We start from the raw sequence: 25187 nt of genomic DNA, 5'->3' as shown, positions 1-25187 counted from the left end.
TTTTTTTCGGGAATCAGCTTTCCGCCAGTTTCCGGAGCCTTTTTTCATCCAGAATGGAAATCGTTCCGCGGGAAAGTTTTACCATGCCTTCGCTCTGGAAATAGCGAAGCATACGCGTGATGACTTCGCGCTGGGAGCCAAGGTGGTTACCGATTATTTCATGGGTTATTTTTAGCTCCAATGTGTTTTCGATAGAAGATTCTTCCAAAAGAAAAGACGAAACACGCTTATCAAGGCTCTTCCACATAATTTGTTCAACCAACCACATGACATCAGAAAAACGGGCAGCCATCAGTTCATTTGTGTAATTCGCTACCGGGGCGGATTCTTCCATAAGATGTTTGTACACCTCAACAGGGATGATCCAGAAATCAGTATCCTTTTCAGCTTCGATGATTATTTCAAACTGAATTGAGCGCATCATACAGGAAGCAGAGAAGAGGCACATATCCATGTCAAATAGCCGATAGAGTGTAATCTCCCGACCTTCCTCAGATAGAATGTAGGCGCGAAGCTGTCCGGAGCTAATTAAGAGCAGGCCGGTACAGTCGAGACTTCCATTGTGAACAACAGTTCCTTTGACAACATGTTTTTGCGTCAAACTTCCGAGAATCTGTGCTTGTTGGGAGGGAGTTAGTTTCTTCCAGACAGGAAATGCATTTTGAAACTCCATAGATTACCTTCCTTTTTCATTTTTTGTATGGGTTTAGTATAAGGGATTGCATTGGATATGTCAAATGAGTTATTGACATATGCCAATAATGAGCCTATACTAATATTGAAATTATTAAAATAGCTTTCGGAGGTGAACGCAGTGGCAAGACCTAGAAAATGCAGAAAAGTATGTCAAATGCCCCGGACAAAAGAATTCCGTCCGGTCAGCGAGACGTTGGCAAAAACAGAAGTGATTCTGACGGTAGATGAATATGAAACCATTCGTCTGATTGACCGGGAAGGATTTTCGCAGGAAGAGTGCAGTACTTATATGCAGGTGGGGAGAACTACCGTTCAGCTCATTTATAATTCCGCCAGAAAGAAACTGGCGACGGCGCTGGTAGATGGTCTGCCGCTTCGAATTGAAGGCGGCGATTATCAGCTTTGCGACGGGAAAGAAGAATTCTGTGGCTGTGGTGGCTGCAAAAGGCATCGACACAGCTGCATATAGAAAAAGGAGGATGGAGCTATGAGAATTGCAATTCCACTGGATGAGAACCAGCAGGATGTCTGTATTGTGCTGGCGCGGGCGCCTTATTTTCTCTTCCGGGAAGATGGCGTTGATACGATTGTAGAGAATCCGGCAGCACAAGCCCAGGGAGGAGCCGGACTTCAGGCAGCTCAATTTCTTGTGGATCACGAAGTAGATGCGCTGATTACTGTGCGTTGCGGGCAGAATGCAGCAGAGGTATTTCAGGCAGCAGGCATGAAGATTTATCAGTCCGTGAATAAAGCCGCAACGGACGATCTGAAAGCAATGGAAGAAGGACAGCTTGAGGAACTGACAAAATTCCATGCCGGATATCATGGTGTACAATGAAAATAGCCTGTTTAAGTGGTAAGGGAGGCGCAGGAAAAACACTGGTAGCAGTCAATCTGGCGGCGACGGCGGGGAATGCCACATATATTGATTGTGATGTGGAAGAACCAAACGGAAGATTGTTTCTAAAGCCGGAGCATATCAGGGAAGCGGTTGTTCATACAAAGCTGCCGGAATTTGATGCTGAGAAATGCACCGGCTGTAAACAGTGCGTACAATTCTGTCGCTTTCATGCTTTGATCTATGTAAAAGAGAAACCAATGGTATTTTCCGAAGTTTGTCACAGCTGCGGCGGCTGTCAGATTGTCTGTCCGGAAGGTGCTATTACAGAGAAAGAAAAACCGATAGGTACGTTGGAGATTGGAACGCGGGGAACATTAAAGACAGTTACAGGGATTCTGAATCCGGGAGAAGCATCGGGAGTTCCGGTAATTCGCAGTGCATTGAAGGAAGCAGGAGAAACAACGATTATTGACTGTCCGCCGGGAAGCGCCTGTTCTGTCATGGAAAGTATTATGGATGCAGATTACTGTGTGATCGTAGCAGAACCAACAATGTTTGGATTCCATAATTTCCAAATGGTGTATGAGCTCACAGCGCTATTAGGGAAACGATGCGGAGTCGTGATCAATAAAGAAGAGGAAAGATTCGAAGCACTGGAAATATTTTGCCAGGAGCACGAAATCCCTGTTCTTTTGCATATTCCGTATGAGAAAGAATTTGCAGTGTTGTCTGCAGACGGTCAGCTAATCTGCGAGAAAAGTGAAGAAGCACGGGAACTTTTTACCGGACTGCTTCGAGAGATTGGAGGCGCAATATGAAAAAGCTTTTGATTTTGAGTGGGAAAGGCGGTACCGGAAAGACAACAACAGCGGCAGCGCTGATCCGGTTTTCGAAGGCGAAAGCAATTGCAGACTGTGACGTAGATGCACCGAATCTTCATCTCGTAACCGCACAGACAGGGAATCCGGAAGTGACCAAATTTCTTGGAGGAGAGAAAGCAGAGATTGATCCGTGCAAATGTACAGGCTGTGGTTTGTGCCAATCACACTGCCGTTTTGACGCAATTCGGGAGAAAGACGGAACCTATGCGGTAAATGAATATGCATGTGAGGGCTGCGGCATCTGTGAATATGTTTGCTCACAGGGAGCAGTAAAGCTTGTGAAAGATGCAGCGGGACGCAAAGAACTTTATCGGTCAGACAGTGTTTTTTCTACAGCGACATTGAAAATGGGGCGGGGAAATTCCGGAAAGCTTGTGACAGAAGTGAAAATGGCAATGCAAAAATATGCTCCGGAGACAGAACTCGCAATTATAGACGGTTCTCCCGGAATCGGATGCCCGGTCATTGCATCGGTAAGCGGGGCGGATCTTGTGCTTGTTGTGGCAGAGCCAAGTCTGTCGGGATTCAGCGATCTGGAACGACTTGTGAAAACAGCAGAGATGCTTAGGACAAAGCTTGCGGTCTGTGTTAATAAATGGGACGTGAGTCCGGAGCATACAGAGAAAATACAACTGTTCTGTGCAGAAAGAAAAATCCCGTTTGCAGGAAAAATACCTTATGATAAGAAAGCTTCTGAAGCAATCAATGCGGGAATGAGCATTGCTGATCTGGATTGCCCTGCCCGCAATGCGCTAGAGTCTATCTATGAAACCATTATGAAATTATTTTAATGAAAAAGGAGAAAAAAATTATGAAAATTGCAGTAGCAGCTATGGGAAATACAATTGCAGGTCATTTTGGACATTGTGAAAACTTTATATTTTTTGATACAGCAGATGGAAAAATTACAGAAGTGAATTCTGTGCCGAATCCGGGGCATCGTCCGGGATTTCTTCCGAACTTTCTGGCAGACAATGGGGCAGAAGTGATTATTTCCGGAGGTATGGGCGGCGGAGCCGTTGATATTTTCAATGAGCGGGGCGTAGAAGTCATCATTGGTATCCAGGGAGATGCGAAAGAAGCGGTAGAGACTTATCTGAGAGGTGAGTTAGAATCTGTTGGTTCTATTTGCCATAACCACGAACATGCTCATGAATGCGGCGAACACGAATAAGAAAAACAATCAAAGAGATGTCAGCTTTACTTTTTTAGATCGGGTAAGAGAAGTAGAGCTGAATCTGGAAGACGGAAGATGGCAGTCGGCGCTGGCATTGGCGTTGACAATCCCGGATATTTGTGGCGGGATAGGCTTTCCGGATCTGGTAAAGCGTTATCGGGACGGCAGAGTTATGCCGGGCAGCCAGAAGCTATTATGAGACGGTCCATTTGGAGAAGGACTTTAGTTTGTATAACACTCCGGTACTTGATTTTATTCAGAGGAAGAAAGACTCTGCTTTGGATGCGTTGATTGTTGTCTTGTGCAGTAATCAAATGTATGCAGAAGGGATTTGCACGGCACTAAAATCAGTGGCAGATCAGGTTCGTTATTTCACAACAGCGGAAGCGGCGAAGCAGAATCTCCGTACACAAAAACCGGCTTTGTGGATTGTGACGGACACCTTTCTTTGTGAAAAGGAACAGCTGTGGCGCAAAAACAAAGCAACACCGGTTATTCTCTTGTCCGATTCCGAAGGAAGCGGCTGCCGGGATGACAGTGACAGTAAAACGATAAGACTGGAAATGCCTGTTGCTCCGAAAGTGCTTCGGGAAACAGTGATCGCATTGGTGAAGTAGGAGGATAATACATGGCATATATGATTTCGGGTGGCTTCATCATAGCAGCGATTGGGCTTCTGATGCTTCTCCGGGAAAAGAGCAGAGCAGTACAGAAACAGGAGAGGCAGATTAGAGAGCTGAAGCAGGAGCTGAAATCCTCTCATGGAGCAGACGCAGAACAGAGAAAGGGTGAGATAAGGGAATTGGCAAATATCATCCATCTCTATGCATCGCTTTCAGAAGAAGAGACACAGTCGCCTTCTCTGAAAGAAAAACAGTGCATCATACAGAAAACAGCAGAAGAATTGCTTCAAATAGCAGAGAAATAGCAGTTATGGCGATACAGAATAGGTGTATCGCCATTTTTATAAAAAACAAATGTTAACTAAATAGAATCAAAAGGTTGACAATGGAAATTTTATATGTTACTTTAGGAAAAGTTGGAGGAAGAGAAAATGGATACGAAAGAACGTATGTTGGAACTATTTGAGCATCATCGGGGAATATATTTTTCAGGAGAGATGATTGCAGAAAAGCTAAATGTGTCGCGGACTGCGGTGTGGAAAGCGGTAAAAAATCTGCAAAAGGAAGGATATAGAATCGATGCTGTCCGCAATAAAGGGTATTGTCTCTCGGAGGAGACAGATATTTTATCAGAACAGGGAATCGGGAAATACTTAAAACCAGTGTGCGAAGAAATACAGATTCATGTAGAAGAATCTGTCGATTCCACGAATACGCTTGTGAGAAAGCAGGCGGAGCTTGGCGCAGCAGAAGGATACACTCTGATCGCAAATCGACAGACATCCGGGCGTGGACGTCGGGGAAGAACATTCTATTCACCGGCAGATACCGGAATTTATTTAAGCATTTTGTTGAGACCAAAACAATTTACAGCTCAGCAGGCAGTTCGGTTAACGACAATTGCAGCTGTAGCAGCATGTGAGGCGCTGGAGCGTGTATCCGGAAAAAAAGCAGAAATCAAATGGGTAAATGATGTATTTATGAATGGGAAAAAAGTTTGTGGAATTCTTACAGAAGCGTCCTTTGGGCTGGAAGATGGATTTCTGGAATATGCTGTGCTTGGGATTGGTATGAACGTCTGTCCTCCGAAAGATGGATTTCCGGAAACATTGACTGAGATTGCAGGAACAGTTTTTGCGGAAGCGCAAAATGACGGGAAGAATAAGCTTGCTGCAGAATTTTTAAATCGCTTCATGGAATACTATCGGGCGCCAAAGCATGGGGACTATCAGACAGAATACCGAAAGAGAAGTTTTGTGATCGGAAAGGAAATAGAAGTAATCTCCGGTGGAAAAAGTGAATGGGCAAGAGCGCTGGATGTGGATGATCAGTGTCAGCTTTTAGTGGAGGATTCTGAAGGAAGGCAAAAACTATTGTCTTCAGGAGAAATCAGTGTGAGACTATCAAAGTAGAAAGGGGTTATTTATGAAAGAATCTGTCATAGAAGAAAAAACAGGAAAGAGATTGCAGAAAATGACGATGACAGCGCTTATGACGGCAGTCATCTGTATTTTAGCGCCGCTGTCAATTCCAATTGGACCGGTTCCAATCTCGTTTACTGCGCTGGCGATTTATTTGTCATTATACTTGCTGGGATGGAAATTAGGAACGGTCAGCTGCCTGATTTATATTTTGCTTGGAGCAGTTGGCTTACCTGTATTTTCAGGATTTTCCGGAGGAATAGGGAAATTGCTCGGTCCAACGGGAGGATACATCATCGGATTCCTTCCAATGGCGGTTCTGGCAGGGGCTATAATAGAACGATACCATAACCGTTTTATTCAGTTCAGTGCTATGACAGCAGGTATGGCATTGTGCTATGTATTTGGAACAATCTGGTTTTGCATCGTAATGAAAACTACCGTGGCAGCAGCTCTGAGTGCGTGTGTATTTCCGTTTATTCCGGGAGATATGATCAAAATTATGATTGCTCTGACAGGGGGATCGATATTGAAAAAAAGATTACAGCAGGCAGGAATATTGGAAAAATAAAAGGAAACAGCGGCAATAAGCGATAAAGCAACCAGCCGGGAAATCTGAGAATGGATTTTCCGGCTGTTTTTTATACGGCAGAATTTTTCGGGAATTTTATTGAAAAGTATACTATTATGTAATACAATGTAGTTAGGAAATATACTATGCAATACAAGGTAGGTAAGATATGATTTCATCACAAATGTTAAAAGGAATGTTAGAGGGATGTGTTCTAAAGATTATCGCGGAACATGAGACATATGGATATGAGATTTCACAGAAACTTATCACATATGGCTTTGGAGATATATCAGAAGGAACCATTTATCCGATGCTGCTTCGGATGTCAAACAAAGGTTTTATACAGGCTGAATACCGGGAATCTTCCACTGGTCCGAGACGAAAATATTTCTCTCTAACGAATCAGGGAGAAGAGGAACTGAAAGAGTTTGAACGGCAGTGGAAGGAGTTATCCCAAGCTGTGACAAATCTGTTTGATGGAACGATATCAGAATAGGCAGATCTTCTTAGAGATGTACAGAGAATGAGAAGCAAAAGGAGGTGTCAATCTATGAAAGAGAATGATAAATTAGCAGAGCTTCGCAAAGAAAATAGACAGCGAGAGAAAAAACTTACGAAGGAAAGTCGCAGCATCATCGAGAAATCAGTTAATTATCTTTACAGGAAAAAAGCAGATGATGATGCAGTGGAATATGTGAAGAAAGATCTGATAGAGATGCTTTTAGACGGAGAAGCAAGGGGAATGGGAGCGGAACAGATACTTGGAGATTATAAAGAAGTTTGCAGCGAGATTTTAAAGGCAGTACCGCAGTTGTCAGATGATAGGCGTTGGAGAAAAAATGCGGGAACATATTTCGTGATTTTGCCTTTTATCGGAATGATTGATATGATTATGCGTCTGTTTTTTCTGATACAAAAAGGAGCGGCATGGTCTTTGGAAAATGCACTTATATCCTGTACGGCATTTGTTATATACACAATAATTGCAGTAGTTATCTATCGTGTTACAAGGCAGAGTCTGGACTTCTATGTTACATGGCTGTGGGGAAAGAAAAGATATGCGGCAGCGGCGGTTGTCGTGCTTGCAGCAGCAATGCAGATTGCATATTATGTAGTGGGAAGGTAGAAATGATTTAAAATAATGAAAAAATATTTTAGAAGATATGCTCTTTTGGGAAGCAAGTAAGCCATGAAAACTTGTTTTTTCAAAGGGGTATATTTTTTTGAGCGATTTTTCATATAAAAATGAGTATGTTATTATCTCGTGAAGAGTTTTTGGAGGCGGAGTAAAATTTTAGTATTTACTTGAAAATAAAAAATATCATTGATATGAAAACTTAAATTAGTGCAAAGAGTATAAAAAAATAAAGTGAAAAATAAGGTGTGAGAGCAAGGAGTTGTATAATTCGACGAAAATTGTTGGTATAAAAATAAAATTATGAGTATATATTGACTAAGAAAGTATATGAATATATAATAACTAACATAATATTAATTTCACAGAAAAAGGAGGAATAAGCTTGAAAAAGTACGTGATTAGGAGGGTTTTTACGGGGATTATTACAGTTATTATAGTGTTTGCACTAAATTTCATGCTAATAAAAACCGCACCAGGTGATCCAATTACAACATTAATGGGAAAAGACAACGATAGTCCGGAAATGAGACAGGCGCTGGAAGAAAAGTATGGGCTAGACAAACCTTTGCCGGTACAGTTTGTAAGTTATTTGAAGACAGCTGTAAAAGGTGATTTAGGAACATCTATCATTTATAACAGACCTGTTACGAAAATGATTTCGGAAAAAGTAGGAGCAACCGTGTTACTAGGTCTAACGGCGGCGCTTTTAGCTGCTTTAATAGGAACTTTTATGGGGATTTATGCTGCTAGAAATGAAGGTGGCGCTTTTGATATTGTTTCATCTGGAACATCATATGCCTTTAACTCTATGCCGAATTTCTGGCTTGGATTGATGCTGATTATCATATTTTCTTCAAATCTTGGAATTCTTCCTTCTTATGGAATGACGGATACAAGAGCGGGATATACGGGAATTCAACATGTTTTAGACATAGCAAAGCATATGATTCTTCCAGTAGCAACCTTGACATTGGTACTAATTCCGCAATATTTTCGAATTGCAAAGTCTTCCGTGTTGCAAGTAACGAATGAAGATTTTATTACAACTTTTAGAGCGACTGGAATGAGTGAAAAGAAGATTTTTAATAAGTATATTTTCAGAAATGCTATCTTACCTACAGTTACAATTTTTGGTATTTCGATGGCATATCTAATTACGGGAGTAACATTGATTGAAATTGTTTTTGCTTGGCCTGGAATGGGACGCCTTGTGATGACAGCGATTAATCAGCGAGATTATCCGACATTAATGGGGATTTATTTGATTATGTCTATTTCTGTGGCAGTTGTAATGCTAATTGTAGACATTGTTTATGCAATGCTTGATCCTAGAATTAGATATGAATAGAGGTGAGTTGGATGGAAAAAGTAAAACATGGCTTTCAAAAAGGAGTCAAAAATATTTTAAATGATAAACAGCTTTTGGCTGGGGTAATTGGAATTATTATTCTGCTTTTTGTTGTTATATTTGCACCAATCCTGGCATCAGAAAATCCTTATCGATATGGGAAAGATATTTTAAGTGGTTTAGGTCAGAATGGACATCTGCTTGGAACGAATCATATGGGGCAGGACATCTACAGTATGATTATTTATGGAGTGAGAACTTCGTTAAAAGTAGCAGTTATTTCAGCATTAATTTCGGGAGTGCTGGGAGTATTGATTGGAGGTGCAGCAGGATTTTTTGGAGGAAAAGTAGATACGTTTGTGTCAGAAGTAATTAATGTATTTATGATGCTTCCAAGTTTCTTTTTAATCTTATTGATCATTGCTTTATTTGGAAACAGTATTTATAACGTTATGATTGTTATTGGTATTACTACCTGGCCAAGTAATGCAAAGTTAATGAGAGCGCAGGCACTTTCGCTTCGGCAACGCACATTTGTAAAGAGTGCTGAGGCAATGGGGGAAACAAAGCTTCAAATTTTATTTAAGTATATTATTCCAAACGGGATTTTTCCGGTTATTGCCAATACAACGATGGGAATGTCGAATGCTATTTTGACAGAAGCGGGCTTATCGTTTCTGGGGCTGGGAGATCCATCGATTATTAGTTGGGGACAAATGATTTATACTGGAAAACAGTATATTACAAGTGCATGGTGGATTTCTACTTTTGCCGGAGTTGCTATTATGATTACCGTATTAATTTTTTATTTACTCGGGGATGGACTGAACCATGTATTGAATCCGAAGCATATGAATAAGGGGGGAAAATAAATGGAAAAGATCCTGAATCTGAATCATGTGAATGTTACATATGTTAATAAAGAAAAAAAGGTATATGCGGTTAGAAATGCAACCTTTTCCATTGAAAAAGGTGACTCTTTAGGAATTGTTGGAGAATCTGGTTCTGGAAAATCAACATTAGCAATGGCACTTTTAAGACTACATAATGAAAAAAGCACAGAAATTACTGGTGAAGCTGAATTCATGGGAAAGAATCTTATTGGAATGTCTCAGAATGAAATGAATGAAATCAGATGGAGTGGCATTTCAGTTGTGTTCCAAAAAGCGATGAATGCATTAAGCCCGGTTCATCGGATTAGCCAACAGGTAGAGGATATTTATCATGTACATGAACCACAGGCAAGTAAAAAGGAAATTGAAGATAGAATGATATATCTATTGAAATTAGTTAATTTACCGGAGCGAGTATATCATCTGTATCCACATGAAATGTCTGGAGGGATGTTACAAAGAGTAGCAATTGCGATTAGTTTGTTACATAATCCGAAATTAATTATTTTTGATGAAGCAACAACAGCGTTAGATGTGGTAACACAAGGACAGATTTTACAAGAAGTTGTCCAAATGGAAAAAGAGTTAGATATGACAAGAATTATGATTACACATGATATGTCTGTTGTGGCAGCATCTTGTAATAAGGTTGCAGTTATGTATGCAGGTGAGTTTATGGAAATTGGAAAGGTACAGGATATTTTCAAAAATCCACTACATCCATATACAAAAGGGCTTTTAAATTCTTTTCCATCGTTAAAAGGTGAAAATGAAAAGTTGCATGCAATTCCAGGTTTTTTACCAAATTTATCTGAAATTGGAGAGGGATGTATTTTTGCACCGAGATGTCCATATGCGACTGATAAATGCTTCCGTGAAAAACCGGCTCAAGTTCAATTGGAAGATGAGAGAATGATATCTTGCTGGCTTTATGAAGGAGGGACAGGAGATGGAAAATAAAGCTTTTATTTCAGTAGAAGATGTAGCAATGTGGTATCCATATAAGGGAAATGACAAGGCAGCTATTAAAAGCAAAAAAGAAAAAAATTGGATTAAAGCAGTTGATGGGATAAATTTATCGATTAATCGTGGAGAAATCTTGGGAGTCATCGGCGAGTCTGGTTGTGGAAAATCTACATTGGGAAAGATTCTTACAAGATTAGAAAAACCAACAAGAGGCGACTGTTATATTGATGGTGTTTCCACAAGTGAAATGGAAAAAAAAGATCAAAAGAAATTTAGGCGGACAGTTCAAATTGTATTTCAGAATCCTTTTGATACATTTACTCCCAGAGATACCATTGAAAAAATCTTGTTACGTCCACTGAAAAATCACAATATTGGAAAAGATGATGCAGAAAGAAGACAGATGTGCATCCGTGGACTTGAATCAGGAGGATTAAGACCGGCAGAAGATATTTTAAAAAGGTATCCGCATGAATTATCCGGAGGACAATTACAGAGAATTTCGATTATCCGTTCTATGTTTTTGAATCCAAGCTTTATTATTGCAGACGAGCCTGTTTCAATGTTAGATGTTTCAGTGCGGGCAGATATTATTAATATGTTAATGGAATTAAGTCACAGTAAGAATGCCGCGGTAATGTTTATTAGTCATGATATTGCATTGACGAGATATATTTCAGATTATATTGCAGTTATGTATTTGGGAAGAATTGTGGAATATGGAAAGGCCGATGACGTGATCAAAAATCCCAAACATCCATATACAAGAGCATTGATTTCTAATTGTGCATCTATTGATCCAGATGAAAAAGTGCAGAATATCTCTATTGAAGGAGAGCCACCCACTCCATTAAATCCAGGACCGGGATGCTATTTTGCACCAAGATGCTATTGCTCTTGTGAAAATTGTTATAAAAAATATCCTGAAAGAGTTGATTTTGGGAATGGACACTGGGCAATGTGTTCCAGAGTAAAATAAATATTCAAAGGAGGAAAAGAATATGAAAACAAATATGAAAAAAAGGATTGCACTTTTAACAGCAATGGCAATCAGTATGACAGCCGTATTGGCAGGATGTTCCGGAGATGCAAAAGAAAAAGGAACATCTGACAATGGCGGTAAAGATACGTCAGCAGAAGGCGGAACTTTTATTGTACGTTCTGTAGGAGATCCTATGTCTTTTAATCCTAATATTCAAGGTGATGATAATGGGTATCCAATTGCACAAAATACATATCGAAGATTATGTGCATTAGATTCCAGTAAACAGAATATTGTTCCAGAAGCGGCGACTAAGTGGGAATATAGTGATGATGCAAAACAGTTAACATTCACATTGAGAGAAGATCTGAAATGGTCAGATGGTAAACCACTCACGAGTAAAGATGTAAAGTATACGTTTGATACAATTAAAGAAAGTCCAACATACTATTTCAGTGCAAATATGGCAAATGTAGAATCTATAGAAGCGCCAGATGATTATACTGTTATATTTCATTTGATTGAACCGGATGCATCTTTTGTAAATATACTTGGCTGGTATGCTACATTTATTATGCCGGAACATATTTACAATAATGGAGAAAAATGGGAGGACAATAAAGAAATATCTGATCCTACTGTGACATGCGGACCATTCACTGTGGAAGAATATGTGCAGGGAGAAAGTGTAACACTTGTGCGTGATGAAAATTATCCTGAGCCAGCAAAATTAGATAAATTAATTTTCTCAATTATCCCTGATGAAGCAACTGCAATTCAAGCGTTAAAAAATGGAGAAATTGATTTCTTCGAAAACCTTCCTGCTTCTTATGTAAAAGAGTTGGAGGCTGATCCGAATTTAAGAGTAGAAGTTAATGAATATCCATCGCCAATTCGTATGGTATTTAATATGGAAAATGAAACAGTAGCTGATCAAGCGGTAAGGAAGGCAATTGCAATGGCAATTGACCGCGAGGAGATTTCCGAAAAAGTATTTGATGGAATTCAGAAACCGGAATACAGTCTTTATCCATCTATCGTAGAATGGGCGGCTAATACAGAAGATACAGCACCGGAATTTGATGTTGCAGGTGCTCAGAAAGTTTTAGAGGATGCAGGATATACAAAAAATAGTGATGGAATGTACATTACAGGACTTACACTAGATGTATTTGAAGGATCTGGATATCCAGATACAGCAAAGCTTATCAAAGCGACATTAGAAGAGGTAGGAATCGGTGTTGAGGTACAAGTATCTGAATATAATGCATGGAGTCAAAAAGTATCTGTAGATCGTGATTTTTCTATTTTACTTATGGGTGGATTTATGGGACCGGATCCATCAGCATTGACAAACCGAATTGGTACAGGGAAAGGTGCAAACTATGGAAGTTATAGCAACCCAGAAGTTGATAATCTTCTGAAGCAGGGGGCAGCTACAATAGATCAAAATGAACGTGCAGAATATTATAAAGAAGCGCAGAAAATCCTTGCGGAGGATCTTCCATATTTGAATATTGTAAGTTTTGCAGGACCAGAAGGAAGTAGTGCAAACTTTAAGAATCTACCATTTGATGGAGCAGGAAAATGGGGATGGGCAGATTATTCTCATGTAGAAAAAGTTAAATAAGTTTTAGGAATATTAAGGAGGATACTTTGAAAATGGAGAAAAGAAATTTCATAGTATCCTCCAGACAATATGCAAGGAGGTTTGAAAAATGAAGGCCGTGTATAGGAAATTGTTAGAAGAAATTCCGGATTATAAAGAATTTTTGACTGTAGAAGAAATGGATGAATCATCTAAAAAATTAGCTGAACAATATCCGGAATGTGTATCGGTATTTGAAATTGGAAAAACAAGAGAAGGACGCAGCTTAAATTGTTTGAAAATTGGAGAAGGGCAGCATACGGCACTTATGTTTGGATGTCCGCATCCAAATGAACCTATTGGAACAATGATGCTGGAATATTTTACAAAAAGTCTTGCAGAGCAGCCTGAACTTCGGAAAGAACTTGATTATACATGGTATGTTGTCAAAGCTTGGGATGCAGATGGGTTGAAACTGAATGAAAAATGGTTGAAAGGTCCATATACACTTTATAATTATTCAAGGAATTTCTTCAGACCGGCAGGTTTTAAACAAGTTGATTGGACTTTTCCAATAGACTATAAAGAATTACATTTTCATGATACTATTCCAGAAACAAAAGCAATGATGAAATTAATTGATCAAATTCATCCGGAATTCATCTATTCATTGCATAATGCAGGATTTGGTGGTGTGTACTGGTATTTATCAAAACCAACACCAGAAATTTATGATGAAATGCGAGAAGCTGCGAATAAAGTAGATGTACCATTAAATCTAGGTGAACCTGAAGCTCCATATTGCATTGAGTGGTCTCCGGCAGTTTATCAGAGTCTTGGAATCAGACAAGATTATGATTATATGGAACAATATGGTAATGTTGACATGGCAAATGCAATCAAGTGTGGTACTTGCAGTGCGGATTATGGAAAGGAAGTCTGTGATGCATTTACTTTATTGACAGAACTTCCATATTTCTATGATAAGCGGATAAAGGATATGTCGGAATCAGATATATTGAGAAAAGATGTTGTATTAGAAAAATTAGAATGGAATGAAAAAAGTAACCAGTACATTACGGATACGCTGAAGATTTCGCAGAAGTATATGGATTCGGAAAATCCATTTTTGTTGGCATTACTGGCATTTTCAGAAAATGATTCAGGAGAAGCAACGAAACGAATGATTGAAGAAAATCCAGAATACCATAAAATGGCCACGGTAGCAGAAAAGTTTGATAATCAATTAATTTCTAAATTTTATAAATTGCTCAGTTATGGAATGCTTGTCCGGGCAAATGAATCTGAACTGGATAAAATGAGAAAATTGGGAGAGTGCGATAAAGAAAAAGAAAGTGCTCTTTTGAAAGCCTTTGCTATTGCTGAGGAAGAGCATAAAAAACTGGCAGAACAGTTAGAAAAAGAGATTACATATGAAGTAGTTCCGATTCGTAAATTAGTATCGATTCAATTAGAATGTGGCATTTTAATGGCAGAGTACCTAAAGAGTCATTAAAAAGGATGAAAGAATGGATATTATTGAAACGATTCAAAGCAGGTATGTAGGATTAACAAAAAAGCAGAAGCAGATTGCAGATTATATGGTTAATCATATTGATAAAATGTCGTTTATTACATTAAAAGAAATGAGTGCGGCAACAGCAATTACAGAGACGACTATCTTAAATGCTTGTTCTGCAATGGGGTTTTCGAGTTTTAATGAAGTAAAATATGAGGCGAGAAAATATCTGGGATTAAGAGAAAAACTACAACTTCATGAAGAAGGTGCATATTTCCAGTTAGAAATTCCCAAATATGATCTCAAAGATCAAAGAGCGCTTTTAAAACAGATATGGGAAGAAGAAGGAGCACTATGGGAAATCTACTCTGCAACATTTAATTTAGATGATATTATGCGAATTGCTTGGGAATTTTTGGATAAGAGAAATATTGTATTGTGTGGACGGGGAATTTCCAAAATATTGGCAGAGTTTTTATCCATTCGTCTTGCTGGATGTGGGATTGCATCTGTTGTCATGGATACGGAGTTGAATGACAGTATTCATGTGGCGCTTCCACTCTTTCAAAAAGGTGTACTGGTTGTTGTGATTTCTTTTCCAGACTATTATTTTATGACAGATAAGATAGCAGAATATGCAAAGGAGCAAAAATGCAGAGTGATTTGTATCACAGACTCTAAGACGGCGAATATTGCAAAATTTAGTTATGAAGTATTGGCGGTTCCGAGTAATACACGGTTATTTCTAAATACACTGTCTATTCCTATGGCGTTGGTAAATATTTTAACTTCGGCAATTGACATTGTAAAGAATTATAGTGGCGATGAAGAAGAGGTAACAGATAAATTTCGAAGACTGTTTCATGCAAAGCAAATTATTGAAAAGGGAACAATGACGTAATTAGTTACAAGAAATTTTTTGAGAAGATATATCCATCTGGAATTCAAAATATAGCCCTCAAGAGTTTTTCAGATGGATGTGCTTCAGAATTATCTTATAAACTGGCGCCAAAGAATTGAACATATTCCGGTCAGAAATTATGATAGATTTCTGACCGGAATATTTTTTAAAAATTATCCAAGATATGCTTTTAATAAATTCAATGTGTTATCTACACCGTCTGTATGGCTTCTTTCATAACCGTGAGAAGCATATACGCCAGGTCCGATCAGACCGTGTCTGATATCATATCCGGCGCGCAGTGTACATTCTACGTCAGAACCATAATATGGGTAAACGTCAATTGCATAGTCAACGCCAGCTTCTTTACCAGCTTTTACGAGATCTGTAACAACGTCGTAATGGTATGGACCGCCGCTGTCTTTTGCACAGATAGATACCTGGTGTTCTGTACAGGTAAGACCATCACCAACACATCCCATATCTACAGAGATTGCTTCCGTTACACCAGCTGGAACAGAAGCAGAACCGCCATGTCCGACTTCTTCAAAAACAGTGAAATGTTCGTAAATGCGTCTCTGCGGAGTAACATTTTCATCTTTCAGGTATTTGGCATAGCCAAGTAAAATAGCAGCGCTTAATTTGTCGTCAAGGAAGCGGCTCTTGATATAGCCTTTCTCTGTGACTCTTGTTCTTGGATCGAAGCAAACAAAGTCTCCAACCTGGATGCCGAGCTTCTCAGTTTCTTCTTTGGAAGATGTCTTTTCATCCAGAACAACTTCTACAGAGTCAAAGGTACGTTTTGTTTCGCTGTATTCTCCGTTTACATGAACGGAAGCGTTGATGAGCTGGCAGGTACCTTCGTAAGAACCGTCAAATTTAGTCACGACACGGCAGTTTTCTGCTTCGGCATTGTTAGCATTCATTCCGCCGATGTTTGTGATGCGAAGACGTCCGTTGCCTTTGATCTCAGCAACCATTCCGCCGAGTGTATCCACATGAGCTTCCAGAAATACAGCATCCTCTGTATTTGTACCACCGATGTCAACTAATACTCCGCCTTTTACAGTGATCTCAGGATGATATCCGAGACGTGTGAATTCATCAGCGAGATAGCGAGCGACTTCTTTTGTGTAGCCGGATGGACTGTCGATGGATAATAATTTTTTTGCCTGTTCCACAATGTAATCTGTGTACTGTGTCATAATAATAATCCTCCTGTTGTTCAGTATATAATCTGCTAATATTATAGCATATACTTTACTAAAGAACTAGAGTCTGTTTAGAAATGTTGTGAGATAATTGAAAGCAATTTGGGGGTGTGTTATAATCCCTGCAAGATTAAAAATAACGTATGATTAAGAAAAGGAGGCGGGTACTTTGGTGGAAGTCAGATATATGGAGAAGAGTGACAGGGAATTTTGGTATACATTAGATAAGCATTTGCCGGAACAGGAGTTTGAGAATAAAGTGAATACAAAGAGGGGATATGTTCTTTTGGAGAATCAGTGTCCGGTAGGACTTCTGAGATATAATCTCTTTTGGGATAATACACCGTTTTGTACCATGCTGATACTAAAAGAAGCATATCGCGGCAAAGGATATGGCAGCGTGCTGATGGAGTATTGGGAGAAAGAGATGAAAGATCTGGGGTATGGAATGCTTTTGACATCCACGCAGGTGGATGAAGAAGCGCAGCATTTCTATCGGAAACTGGGGTATAAAGACTGTGGAGGATTTGTGATAGACATTCCGGCTTATGCACAGCCGATGGAACTTTTTTTGATAAAAGAATTGTCCTGACAGAAAAATATAAAAGATATAAATCATTAAGATACCGGCGTGCACAAAATGTACAGCCGGTATCTTAGGTTAGGGGAAATATGATAAATAGTAGTTGGCAAATTAATAAGCGGTAAACGCCTGCATTGTCTGCTCGTTGAGGTGTTTTGCGTCATCACTATAATAGGAAGAAATGACAATAAAACGATCATCTTTCAGAGCTACATAAAAATCTTCGTGGAACGGAATACCGCCTTCATCTACAGCAGAAATAGAAAGCTTAGAATAAGATAGATTTCCAATCTGCACAGTATCGTAAGTATCGTTAGACTGATAATTAAATGTATCAGAAGAATAAGTCGAAACGATGAACTGCAGATATTCATTTACTGTCATGCCTTCATAGAAGACATTCTCCACAGACAGGGAAAGATAAAAGGAATTTTCCGGATCATAGACACCAAGCTCGTTAATGATTCCGGTATTATCAAGAAGCTCGCCATTTTCATCGGTAATTCCGATATCCAGTTCTTCTCTTGATTCCATGTATAAGCCGGCTGGACAGAGAAAACGCAGACCAGCCCATTCACTCTCGTAAGTAGTTTCCGTGAGAATACCTCGTTCGAAACTGTCACAAGCGTCTTCGCTTTGCTCCGGTTCAGGAAGAATTCTCTGAAGTTCTTCGCTGGCAGCGTCAGGCGTTGCGGCAATTGAGAGAGCTTTATGTACCTGACGGGTAACAGCAGAAGAATATGCTGTCAGAAAAAGCACCGGCTGTATTAGAAGTCCGGCAATAATTCCGAAAATAAGCATTATTTTTTTCCACCCTTTGTACATAAACATCTCACCATCTTTCAAAAGACTATTTTATAATACAATTGTAATATAATAGTACGAATTTCGCAATGGAAATTCACAATGTTTCACAAAAAATTGTACGCTATTCTAAAAGGAATTGACTTCTTAAGAGTTTATAAACTTTTAGCAATTTTCTTGACAAAAATGGCGGGGAAAGATATGATTAGAATCGATAGTTTACATTAGTTATTAGAAAAGGCTGAGAGAAAGAGGAGTACACAGAGAGGGCGCTGAAAGAGAAGATCATTCACTGGCTGAGAGGTGATCGCAGAGAGCGGCTGTGGAAGGTAGCTTTGGAGCCGGATATCTGAACCGCAGATGTGATTAGGGTATCACGGGAGTTCCCGTTACAGAACAGAGAGATATCTGTAAGCAATTACAGATAACAAAGGTGGTACCGCGATAGATTCGCCCTTTACAGTTGTAAAGGGCTTTTTTACTTTATAGGAAAGTTCGACTTTCGTCGAACTTTTGAATGAAAATAGCCCGCACAAAGGCGGGCAAAGGAAATAGACGGTTTGAGTTTAGAAGATATAAAAACCTTCTTCGCCGAAATCGTCATCATCCAGATCATCAAATTCGTGTAAGAAATAATCCATATCCAAAAGATCATCATCGCTCATGTCGCGGACTTCGTCAGAAGTCATGCCTTCTGGAGGATTTTTAATATACTGTTCCCGAAGTTCCTTTGCAAGTTCTGCCTCAGTGATTCGTTTCATAGTGATCGCCTCCATTTCCATATTAGATACGTTGATTGTACCATGTAACAGGAGACTGTGGAAGAGAAGAAGGAGAGGCAGGAGAACGGCATCGGTGCTTACGCATCACTCTTTCATATAATTCATGCAAAGGAACAGGTTCATGGTTGAAATATAACTCAAGGAAAAGCATAGTTGTACCACAAGAAGGGCATTTTAGAGGATCATAACCAAAAGTATGAAGGATAGAATCTCGCCACCGATTAAAGGAAAGGAATATTTTGTGCTTTTCCCTGGAGATTGCTCTGTGAAGAGACTGGTCAGATTTACATTGTCTGACATATATGCCGTAATAACGAACCATCTTGAAATGTTTTTCAGGGATATGCTGAGTAAGTCGTGCCATGAAATCAAGAACAGGGAGAGTTTCAGTGACCAGTTTTTCGTCTTCATGACGATTATAGTGAAAAGTAACAAATTCACCGTCGTAAGAATCAATACGAGAGGTTGCAATGACTGGTCTGCCAAGATAACGGCCAATGTAGTTAATCACATGAGAGGGGTTGCATTTATTGGGCATAGCTCGAACATAAAAACCATTTTTATGTTCGGTGTAGATAGAAGCCTTAAGTTTTTTAAAGGAGTCACCGAGCTTAGAATGTAACTCGTTCAAAAGAGCCGTTTGGAATGAATCGCGCAAAAACCTATAATTGAAATGTTTTTTGTGACGCCAATGAAGAGAATTCCCAACGCCACCTTCGGAAATGAGACAATGGATATGGGGATTCCACTTTAAATCTCTGCCAAAGGTATGAAGAACACAGATAAAGCCAGGAGTAAAGAGTTCGGTTTTGTTATCTTTATGGAACATGCGAGTGACAACACTGTTGACAGCAGAGAAAAGGCAGTTTAAAAGAGAACGGTCGTTTAAAAATAGAGGACGTAGTTCTCGAGCAATGGTAAACACACAGTGGCGATGCTGGACATTGATGATCTTAAAAGACATAGAAGTAGTTCTGTCGATGGAATACATGTTGCCGCAGGTAGGACAAAACCTAGAATGACAGCGGAAAGGAACATATTTGAAATTTCCGCAGGAAGGGCAGGCATACATGGCACCGCCAAAAGAAGGATCGCCACAATGAATCATTTTTTCTACATTTTCGATGACGGAGTCACGAGGATGTTGAATATAAATCATTTCCTCAAAATGGTCTTTAAAAATTTTTTGTAAAACATTCATAAGACTATTATGAGGGAAAATGAGAAAAAAAGAAACCCCTAATCCCTCAAGAGTGAGGGGAAGGGGAGTTGAAGTGTCGGAGACACTTTTTTATTACGTAGGAAATTCAAAATGAGGAGGATATTTATGAGTAAAGTACTTGAAAAAACTTATAATCCGAAAGAGATTGAACCAAAATTATATGAAAAATGGTGTGAAAACAAATATTTTCATGCAGAAGTAGACCGCAGCAAAAAGCCGTTCACAACGGTAATGCCGCCGCCGAATATTACCGGAAAACTGCACATGGGACATGCATTTGATAATACACTGCAGGATATTTTGATCCGTTATAAGAGAATGCAGGGCTACAATGCATTATGGGTTCCGGGAACAGATCATGCAGCCATTGCTACAGAAGTAAAGGTTACAAACCAGTTAAAGGATCAGGGAATTGATAAACACGAGATCGGCCGTGAAGCATTCCTTCAGAAAACATGGGAGTGGAAAGAAGAATATGCGGGAACGATTGAGAATCAGTTGAAAAAGCTTGGTGTTTCCTGCGACTGGGACAGAGAGCGTTTCACAATGGATGAAGGATGCTCGAAAGCCGTAGAAGATGTATTTATCAAGCTTTATGAAAAAGGATATATTTATAAAGGTTCCAGAATTGTAAACTGGTGTCCGGTATGTCAGACTGCATTGTCAGATGCTGAAGTAGAACATGAGGAACAGGCTGGACATTTCTGGCACATTAAATATCCGATCGTAGGAACAGACCGCTTCCTTGAGATCGCAACAACACGTCCGGAGACTATGCTTGGAGATACTGCTATTGCAGTTCATCCGGATGACGAGCGCTACAAAGATATTGTAGGAAAGATGGTATTGCTTCCGCTTGTAAATAAGGAAATTCCGATTGTTGCAGATGCTTACGTTGATAAAGAGTTTGGAACAGGTGCAGTTAAGATTACACCGGCACATGATCCGAATGACTTTGAAGTAGGAAAACGTCACAATCTTCCGGAAATTAATATTATGAATGATGATGCTACGATCAACGAACTTGGCGGAAAGTATGCAGGTATGGAACGCTATGAAGCTCGTAAAGCAATTGTGAAAGATCTGGAAGAACAGGGATATCTTGTTAAGATCGAAGAGCATACTCATAATGTAGGAACACATGAGAGATGCCATGCGACAGTAGAGCCGTTGATTAAACAGCAGTGGTATGTAAAGATGGAAGATCTGGCAAAACACTGTATTCATGCAGTTGAATCAGGAGAAATCCGTCTGATTCCGGAAAGTATGAATAAAACATATATGAACTGGCTGAACGGTATCCGCGACTGGTGTATTTCCAGACAGATCTGGTGGGGACACAGAATTCCGGCATATTACTGTGACGAATGCGGCGAAGTTGTTGTAGCACATGAGATGCCTGAGAAATGTCCACATTGTGGATGCACACATTTCACACAGGATGAGGATACGCTTGATACATGGTTCAGTTCTGCACTGTGGCCATTCTCTACACTTGGATGGCCGGAGAAAACAGAAGATCTTGATTATTTCTATCCGACAGATGTTCTTGTAACAGGGTACGATATCATTTTCTTCTGGGTAATCCGTATGATTTTCTCAGGTTATGAATATACAGGTAAAGCTCCGTTCCATACAGTATTGTTCCACGGACTGATCCGCGACTCTCAGGGACGCAAGATGAGCAAATCTCTTGGAAATGGAATTGATCCGCTTGATGTGATCGACAAATATGGAGCAGATGCGCTTCGTCTGACAATCGTAACAGGAAACTCAGCAGGGAACGATATGCGTTTCTATGAAGAACGTGTGGAAAACAGCCGTAACTTTGCCAACAAAGTATGGAATGCGTCAAGATTTATCATGATGAATATGGAAGGCAAAGAAATTACAGAACCGTCAAGAGAAGAACTTGAGGCAGCAGATCGTTGGATCTTATCAAAAGTGAATACACTTGCAAAAGATGTAACAGAGAATATGGACAAGTTTGAACTTGGTATTGCAGTTCAGAAAGTATATGATTTTATCTGGGATGAATTCTGTGACTGGTATATTGAGCTTGTAAAATATCGTATGTACCACGCAGAAGAGAATCCGGTATCTGCAAACAGTGCGCTTTGGACATTGAAGAAAGTATTGGGAGATGCACTGAAGCTGCTTCATCCATATATGCCGTTTGTAACAGAAGAAATCTACAGTGCACTTGTACCGGAAGAGGAATCTCTGATGATGTCCTCCTGGCCGGTATGTGATGAAGCACTGTGTGATACAGAAGCAGAAAATATTGTGGATCATATGAAAGAAATTATCCGCAGTGTTCGAAATACAAGAGCTGAGATGAATGTTCCGGCAAGCCGCAAAGCAAAAGTATATGTAGTTTGTGCGGATGAGGAACTCAGAAACGGTTTTGAACATATGAATCATTCTGTACTGCCGCTTATGAGTGCAAGTGAGATGATTGTAACTGCAGTGAAAGAAGGAATTGCCGAAGATGCTGTATCGATTGTAGTTCCGGATGCCAGCGTTTACATGCCGCTTGAGGATCTCATTGACTTTGAACAGGAGATTGCCCGCCTTGAGAAAGAAGAAGAGAAGCTGAAAAAGGAGCTGGCTCGTGTCAATGGAATGCTGAACAATGAGAAGTTTATGAGTAAGGCGCCGCAGGCAAAAGTAGACGAAGAGAAAGCGAAACTTGCAAAATATGCACAGATGATGGAGCAGGTTCAGGAAAGACTTGGACAGCTTCGCAAATAATGTGTTTTACTGATGATTTGATGAGAGGTTTCATACATGAAAAAATTTCATAAACCAGATATCAAAGGAATGTGGAGCAAGGTAAGAAATCTGAAAAAAGAAGATGTGAAAGAATATCTTCATCAAAGAAAAGTCAGACGGGAAATGATTTTAGAAAAGCGCAGAAACAGTGCGTTTGCAAAAAAAATGCAGCCGGTATACCGGTTTATGAATCGGATTTCGATTCTTATGCACGCACTGTTAGCCTGTGTGATCAACTTTTTTATCGAAGTAATCTCAAGACATTCCTTCATGGAAGCATGGGATTATATGACAGGATCACCGTGGGTATTTTTATATAATGCGTTTTTAATCTTTATTACATTCTCGATTGTATATCTCGTAAGAAGACGAGTGTTTGCCAGAATTATCCTGACGGTGTTCTGGATGGCTTTAGGTGTGACAAATGGCTATATGCTGATCAAGCGTGTCACGCCGTTTAATGCTCAGGATTTGAAGGTTATGGCAGAAGCAATGGCGATCATGAATAATTATTTTGATCCGCTGGAGCTTGTGATGCTGATTGTAGGGATCGGAGCCGTAATCGTCTGGGTTGTTGCAATGTGGAGACGAGGGGGACAGTTCACAGGAAAACTGCACCGTTGGATGGCGCTGATCGGAATTGGATGCTGCGCTCTTGGCTACAGTGTAGTGACAAAGTATGCAATTGATAACCGAGTGATTTCTACTTATTTTGGAAATATTGCATTTGCATATGAGGACTATGGTTTTCCATATTGTTTTAGCGCCAGCCTGTTTAATACAGGAATTCATCAGCCAAACGGATATTCTGAGGCGAAGATGGATAAGATCAGCAAAAAGGGTGAAATGACGATGGCAAGTGCGGACACGAAAGAACGTCCGAATATTATTGTAGTACAGCTGGAATCTTATTTTGACCCGTTGGAGGTAGAATTTTTTGAGACTTCAGAAGACCCGATTCCAAATCTTAGAGAAATGTCTAAAAACTATTCTTCCGGATACTTTAAAGTACCGTCTGTAGGAGCCGGAACCGCGAATACAGAATTTGAGGTACTGACGGGGATGAATATGCGTTATTTTGGACCGGGAGAATACCCGTATAAAACCTATGTCAAAGAGAAACAGTGTGAAAGTGCGGCATCAGCGCTGAAAATGCTTGGCTATGGAACGCATGCGCTTCACAATAATGGCGGTAATTTCTATAGTCGCGCAAAAGTTTATAACAACATGGGATTTGACAGTTTTACAAGCAAAGAATTTATGAATATTCTTCAGTTTACAGAAAATGGCTGGGCGAAGGATGATATCCTTGTAGATCAGATTACAGAGGCGATGGATTCTGACGAAGAGAGAGACTTTGTATTTTGTGTCAGTGTACAGGGGCATGGAGATTATCCGGAAGAACCGGTATTGGAAGATCCGCATATCAAACTGAGTGGAATTGAAGATGAGGCGACAAAAAATAAGTGGGAATATTATGTGAATCAGGTGTATGAGATGGATGCATTTGCAGGACATTTGATTGAAGAAGTAAAGAAGCGTGATGAGCCTACCGTTGTTGTCTTTTATGGAGACCATCTGCCGACATTAGGTCTGGAAGTAAAAGATTTAAAGAGCCGTTATCTCTATAATACGAACTATGTTATCTGGGATAATATGGGACTTAAAAAGTCAGACCGGAATATCCCGGCATATCAGATCATGGCAGATGTATTTGACAGAGTCGGTTTCCATACAGGTTCTGTGTTTAACTATCATCAGCAGAGAAGACAGACGAAAAACTATCTGTCAGACCTGGAACTTCTGCAGTATGATATGCTTTACGGAGAAGGATACATTTACCAGGGAGAGACTCCGAAGATCGGAGGCTACATGGAAATGGGTGTGAAAGACGTTTATATCACTGATCTTGTTTCGCATTTAGATGGTGCTTACAGTATTTACGGAGATCATTTTACAAAATACAGTAAGGTTTATATCAATGGTGAAAAACAAAAATCCACATTTTTAAATAATACAAGGATTGATTTGAAAGAAAGTACTCTGAAAGAAGGAGATGTTGTTGAAATCAGTCAGGTAGGTTCCAGCAATACAATCTTTCGAACGTCTGCGGCTTATGTATATTACGACGGAAAACTTGTGGAACAGACAGAAGAGACAGCAGAGAATGCCGAGGAGGAAATTTCCGATAAGGAGGCTGCTGAAGGAGAGGCCGGTAAAGATCAGGCAGCAGATCAGAAACAGGAGAAGACAGAATAAGTG

Annotated in this window: 25 protein-coding genes, 1 pseudogene and 1 other annotated feature; of the genes and pseudogenes, 21 read left to right on the top strand and 5 right to left on the bottom strand. The window is 39.8% G+C overall.

Going from position 1 to position 25187, the window contains the following annotated elements:
- Positions 1–13: 13 nt before the first annotated feature.
- Positions 14–673: a Crp/Fnr family transcriptional regulator gene (locus KFE17_08060; protein ID QUO30872.1), complete on the bottom strand. Its 660-nt coding sequence runs from the start codon at positions 671–673 to the stop codon at positions 14–16.
- Between the two features lie 141 nt (positions 674–814).
- Here KFE17_08060 and KFE17_08055 point away from each other — a divergent pair, with 141 nt between their 5' ends.
- The 18 genes and pseudogenes from KFE17_08055 to KFE17_07970 all read left to right on the top strand — a co-directional run bounded on the left by KFE17_08055 (position 815) and on the right by KFE17_07970 (position 15548).
- A complete protein-coding gene (locus KFE17_08055) occupies positions 815–1165 on the top strand; it encodes a DUF134 domain-containing protein (GenBank protein QUO30871.1) in 351 nt (116 codons plus the stop codon).
- An 18-nt stretch (positions 1166–1183) separates the two neighbouring features.
- The gene (locus KFE17_08050; GenBank protein QUO30870.1) at positions 1184–1534 is read left to right on the top strand and encodes a NifB/NifX family molybdenum-iron cluster-binding protein; all 351 of its coding nucleotides are present in this window, start codon (positions 1184–1186) and stop codon (positions 1532–1534) included.
- The gene (locus tag KFE17_08045; GenBank protein ID QUO30869.1) at positions 1531–2355 is read left to right on the top strand and encodes an ATP-binding protein; all 825 of its coding nucleotides are present in this window, start codon (positions 1531–1533) and stop codon (positions 2353–2355) included. The genes KFE17_08050 and KFE17_08045 overlap by 4 nt, the downstream gene beginning before the upstream one ends.
- The gene (locus KFE17_08040) at positions 2352–3209 is read left to right on the top strand and encodes a 4Fe-4S binding protein (GenBank protein ID QUO30868.1); all 858 of its coding nucleotides are present in this window, start codon (positions 2352–2354) and stop codon (positions 3207–3209) included. Before KFE17_08045 ends, KFE17_08040 begins: the two co-directional genes overlap by 4 nt.
- 17 nt (positions 3210–3226) lie before the next feature.
- A complete protein-coding gene (locus KFE17_08035; GenBank protein ID QUO33664.1) occupies positions 3227–3592 on the top strand; it encodes a NifB/NifX family molybdenum-iron cluster-binding protein in 366 nt (121 codons plus the stop codon).
- Positions 3570–4212: pseudogene (locus KFE17_08030) on the top strand (hypothetical protein). The gene KFE17_08035 and the pseudogene KFE17_08030 overlap by 23 nt, the downstream one beginning before the upstream one ends.
- Positions 4213–4223: 11 nt before the next feature.
- Positions 4224–4523 carry a hypothetical protein gene (locus KFE17_08025; protein QUO30867.1) on the top strand — a complete coding sequence of 100 codons (300 nt, stop codon included), beginning with the start codon at positions 4224–4226 and terminating at the stop codon, positions 4521–4523.
- 126 nt (positions 4524–4649) lie between these two features.
- Entirely contained in the window at positions 4650–5630 is a 981-nt protein-coding gene (locus KFE17_08020) for a biotin--[acetyl-CoA-carboxylase] ligase (protein ID QUO30866.1), read from the top strand.
- Between the two features lie 13 nt (positions 5631–5643).
- Positions 5644–6210 (top strand): biotin transporter BioY, encoded by a 567-nt coding sequence (locus KFE17_08015; GenBank protein ID QUO30865.1) that lies wholly within the window; start codon positions 5644–5646, stop codon positions 6208–6210.
- A 169-nt stretch (positions 6211–6379) separates the two neighbouring features.
- On the top strand, positions 6380–6709 hold the full coding sequence (locus KFE17_08010) for a PadR family transcriptional regulator (protein QUO30864.1): 330 nt from the start codon (positions 6380–6382) through the stop codon (positions 6707–6709).
- A gap of 54 nt (positions 6710–6763) precedes the next feature.
- Positions 6764–7339: a hypothetical protein gene (locus KFE17_08005; GenBank protein ID QUO30863.1), complete on the top strand. Its 576-nt coding sequence runs from the start codon at positions 6764–6766 to the stop codon at positions 7337–7339.
- Between the two features lie 394 nt (positions 7340–7733).
- Positions 7734–8699 carry an ABC transporter permease gene (locus KFE17_08000; protein QUO30862.1) on the top strand — a complete coding sequence of 322 codons (966 nt, stop codon included), beginning with the start codon at positions 7734–7736 and terminating at the stop codon, positions 8697–8699.
- Positions 8700–8710: 11 nt separating this feature from the next.
- Positions 8711–9571 (top strand): ABC transporter permease, encoded by an 861-nt coding sequence (locus KFE17_07995; GenBank protein ID QUO30861.1) that lies wholly within the window; start codon positions 8711–8713, stop codon positions 9569–9571.
- Positions 9572–10552, top strand: coding sequence for an ABC transporter ATP-binding protein (locus tag KFE17_07990; GenBank protein ID QUO30860.1), 981 nt, complete (start codon positions 9572–9574; stop codon positions 10550–10552). It abuts the gene before it with no gap.
- Positions 10542–11537, top strand: a complete 996-nt coding sequence (locus KFE17_07985; protein ID QUO30859.1) for an ABC transporter ATP-binding protein — start codon at positions 10542–10544, stop codon at positions 11535–11537. Before KFE17_07990 ends, KFE17_07985 begins: the two co-directional genes overlap by 11 nt.
- A gap of 22 nt (positions 11538–11559) precedes the next feature.
- Positions 11560–13170, top strand: a complete 1611-nt coding sequence (locus KFE17_07980) for a hypothetical protein (protein ID QUO30858.1) — start codon at positions 11560–11562, stop codon at positions 13168–13170.
- 88 nt (positions 13171–13258) lie between these two features.
- Positions 13259–14644 carry a hypothetical protein gene (locus KFE17_07975; protein ID QUO30857.1) on the top strand — a complete coding sequence of 462 codons (1386 nt, stop codon included), beginning with the start codon at positions 13259–13261 and terminating at the stop codon, positions 14642–14644.
- A 13-nt stretch (positions 14645–14657) separates the two neighbouring features.
- Positions 14658–15548, top strand: coding sequence for a MurR/RpiR family transcriptional regulator (locus KFE17_07970; protein ID QUO30856.1), 891 nt, complete (start codon positions 14658–14660; stop codon positions 15546–15548).
- Between the two features lie 173 nt (positions 15549–15721).
- Here the strand turns inward: KFE17_07970 and KFE17_07965 are convergent, their stop codons facing one another.
- The gene (locus KFE17_07965; protein QUO30855.1) at positions 15722–16753 is read right to left on the bottom strand and encodes a M42 family metallopeptidase; all 1032 of its coding nucleotides are present in this window, start codon (positions 16751–16753) and stop codon (positions 15722–15724) included.
- Between the two features lie 175 nt (positions 16754–16928).
- Here KFE17_07965 and KFE17_07960 point away from each other — a divergent pair, with 175 nt between their 5' ends.
- Entirely contained in the window at positions 16929–17351 is a 423-nt protein-coding gene (locus KFE17_07960; GenBank protein ID QUO30854.1) for a GNAT family N-acetyltransferase, read from the top strand.
- 102 nt (positions 17352–17453) lie between these two features.
- Here KFE17_07960 and KFE17_07955 read toward each other — a convergent pair whose 3' ends face one another.
- The 3 genes from KFE17_07955 to KFE17_07945 form a co-directional block, all read right to left on the bottom strand.
- Positions 17454–18143, bottom strand: a complete 690-nt coding sequence (locus tag KFE17_07955) for a hypothetical protein (protein ID QUO30853.1) — start codon at positions 18141–18143, stop codon at positions 17454–17456.
- A 237-nt stretch (positions 18144–18380) separates the two neighbouring features.
- Positions 18381–18607, top strand: a binding site (T-box leader).
- Positions 18608–18712: 105 nt separating this feature from the next.
- The gene (locus KFE17_07950) at positions 18713–18907 is read right to left on the bottom strand and encodes a hypothetical protein (GenBank protein QUO30852.1); all 195 of its coding nucleotides are present in this window, start codon (positions 18905–18907) and stop codon (positions 18713–18715) included.
- Between the two features lie 22 nt (positions 18908–18929).
- Positions 18930–20129: a transposase gene (locus tag KFE17_07945; protein ID QUO30851.1), complete on the bottom strand. Its 1200-nt coding sequence runs from the start codon at positions 20127–20129 to the stop codon at positions 18930–18932.
- A gap of 126 nt (positions 20130–20255) precedes the next feature.
- Between KFE17_07945 and KFE17_07940 the strand changes: the two genes are divergently transcribed.
- Positions 20256–22904 carry a valine--tRNA ligase gene (locus tag KFE17_07940; GenBank protein ID QUO30850.1) on the top strand — a complete coding sequence of 883 codons (2649 nt, stop codon included), beginning with the start codon at positions 20256–20258 and terminating at the stop codon, positions 22902–22904.
- 36 nt (positions 22905–22940) lie between these two features.
- Positions 22941–25184: an LTA synthase family protein gene (locus tag KFE17_07935; GenBank protein ID QUO30849.1), complete on the top strand. Its 2244-nt coding sequence runs from the start codon at positions 22941–22943 to the stop codon at positions 25182–25184.
- The last annotated feature ends 3 nt before the right edge of the window (positions 25185–25187 follow it).

Source organism: Faecalicatena sp. Marseille-Q4148, assembly GCA_018228665.1.
Taxonomy (GTDB): Bacteria; Bacillota; Clostridia; order Lachnospirales; family Lachnospiraceae; genus UBA9414.
The sequence above is the reverse complement of the archived record's forward strand: the minus strand, read 5'-3'. Positions and strand labels throughout refer to the sequence as shown.

What these genes read in the sequence shown, in the direction of transcription:
- KFE17_07970 (QUO30856.1), top strand. Translation starts at nt 14,658, where the DNA reads ATGGATATTATTGAAACGATTCAAAGCAGGTATGTAGGATTAACAAAA.
- KFE17_07980 (QUO30858.1), top strand. Translation starts at nt 11,560, where the DNA reads ATGAAAACAAATATGAAAAAAAGGATTGCACTTTTAACAGCAATGGCA.
- KFE17_07990 (QUO30860.1), top strand. Translation starts at nt 9,572, where the DNA reads ATGGAAAAGATCCTGAATCTGAATCATGTGAATGTTACATATGTTAAT.
- KFE17_07940 (QUO30850.1), top strand. Translation starts at nt 20,256, where the DNA reads ATGAGTAAAGTACTTGAAAAAACTTATAATCCGAAAGAGATTGAACCA.
- KFE17_08025 (QUO30867.1), top strand. Translation starts at nt 4,224, where the DNA reads ATGGCATATATGATTTCGGGTGGCTTCATCATAGCAGCGATTGGGCTT.
- KFE17_07945 (QUO30851.1), bottom strand. Translation starts at nt 20,129, where the DNA reads ATGAATGTTTTACAAAAAATTTTTAAAGACCATTTTGAGGAAATGATT.
- KFE17_07985 (QUO30859.1), top strand. Translation starts at nt 10,542, where the DNA reads ATGGAAAATAAAGCTTTTATTTCAGTAGAAGATGTAGCAATGTGGTAT.
- KFE17_07955 (QUO30853.1), bottom strand. Translation starts at nt 18,143, where the DNA reads ATGCTTATTTTCGGAATTATTGCCGGACTTCTAATACAGCCGGTGCTT.
- KFE17_07965 (QUO30855.1), bottom strand. Translation starts at nt 16,753, where the DNA reads ATGACACAGTACACAGATTACATTGTGGAACAGGCAAAAAAATTATTA.
- KFE17_08005 (QUO30863.1), top strand. Translation starts at nt 6,764, where the DNA reads ATGAAAGAGAATGATAAATTAGCAGAGCTTCGCAAAGAAAATAGACAG.
- KFE17_07950 (QUO30852.1), bottom strand. Translation starts at nt 18,907, where the DNA reads ATGAAACGAATCACTGAGGCAGAACTTGCAAAGGAACTTCGGGAACAG.
- KFE17_07995 (QUO30861.1), top strand. Translation starts at nt 8,711, where the DNA reads ATGGAAAAAGTAAAACATGGCTTTCAAAAAGGAGTCAAAAATATTTTA.
- KFE17_08020 (QUO30866.1), top strand. Translation starts at nt 4,650, where the DNA reads ATGGATACGAAAGAACGTATGTTGGAACTATTTGAGCATCATCGGGGA.
- KFE17_07975 (QUO30857.1), top strand. Translation starts at nt 13,259, where the DNA reads ATGAAGGCCGTGTATAGGAAATTGTTAGAAGAAATTCCGGATTATAAA.
- KFE17_08040 (QUO30868.1), top strand. Translation starts at nt 2,352, where the DNA reads ATGAAAAAGCTTTTGATTTTGAGTGGGAAAGGCGGTACCGGAAAGACA.
- KFE17_07935 (QUO30849.1), top strand. Translation starts at nt 22,941, where the DNA reads ATGAAAAAATTTCATAAACCAGATATCAAAGGAATGTGGAGCAAGGTA.
- KFE17_08015 (QUO30865.1), top strand. Translation starts at nt 5,644, where the DNA reads ATGAAAGAATCTGTCATAGAAGAAAAAACAGGAAAGAGATTGCAGAAA.
- KFE17_08050 (QUO30870.1), top strand. Translation starts at nt 1,184, where the DNA reads ATGAGAATTGCAATTCCACTGGATGAGAACCAGCAGGATGTCTGTATT.
- KFE17_08045 (QUO30869.1), top strand. Translation starts at nt 1,531, where the DNA reads ATGAAAATAGCCTGTTTAAGTGGTAAGGGAGGCGCAGGAAAAACACTG.
- KFE17_08010 (QUO30864.1), top strand. Translation starts at nt 6,380, where the DNA reads ATGATTTCATCACAAATGTTAAAAGGAATGTTAGAGGGATGTGTTCTA.
- KFE17_08060 (QUO30872.1), bottom strand. Translation starts at nt 673, where the DNA reads ATGGAGTTTCAAAATGCATTTCCTGTCTGGAAGAAACTAACTCCCTCC.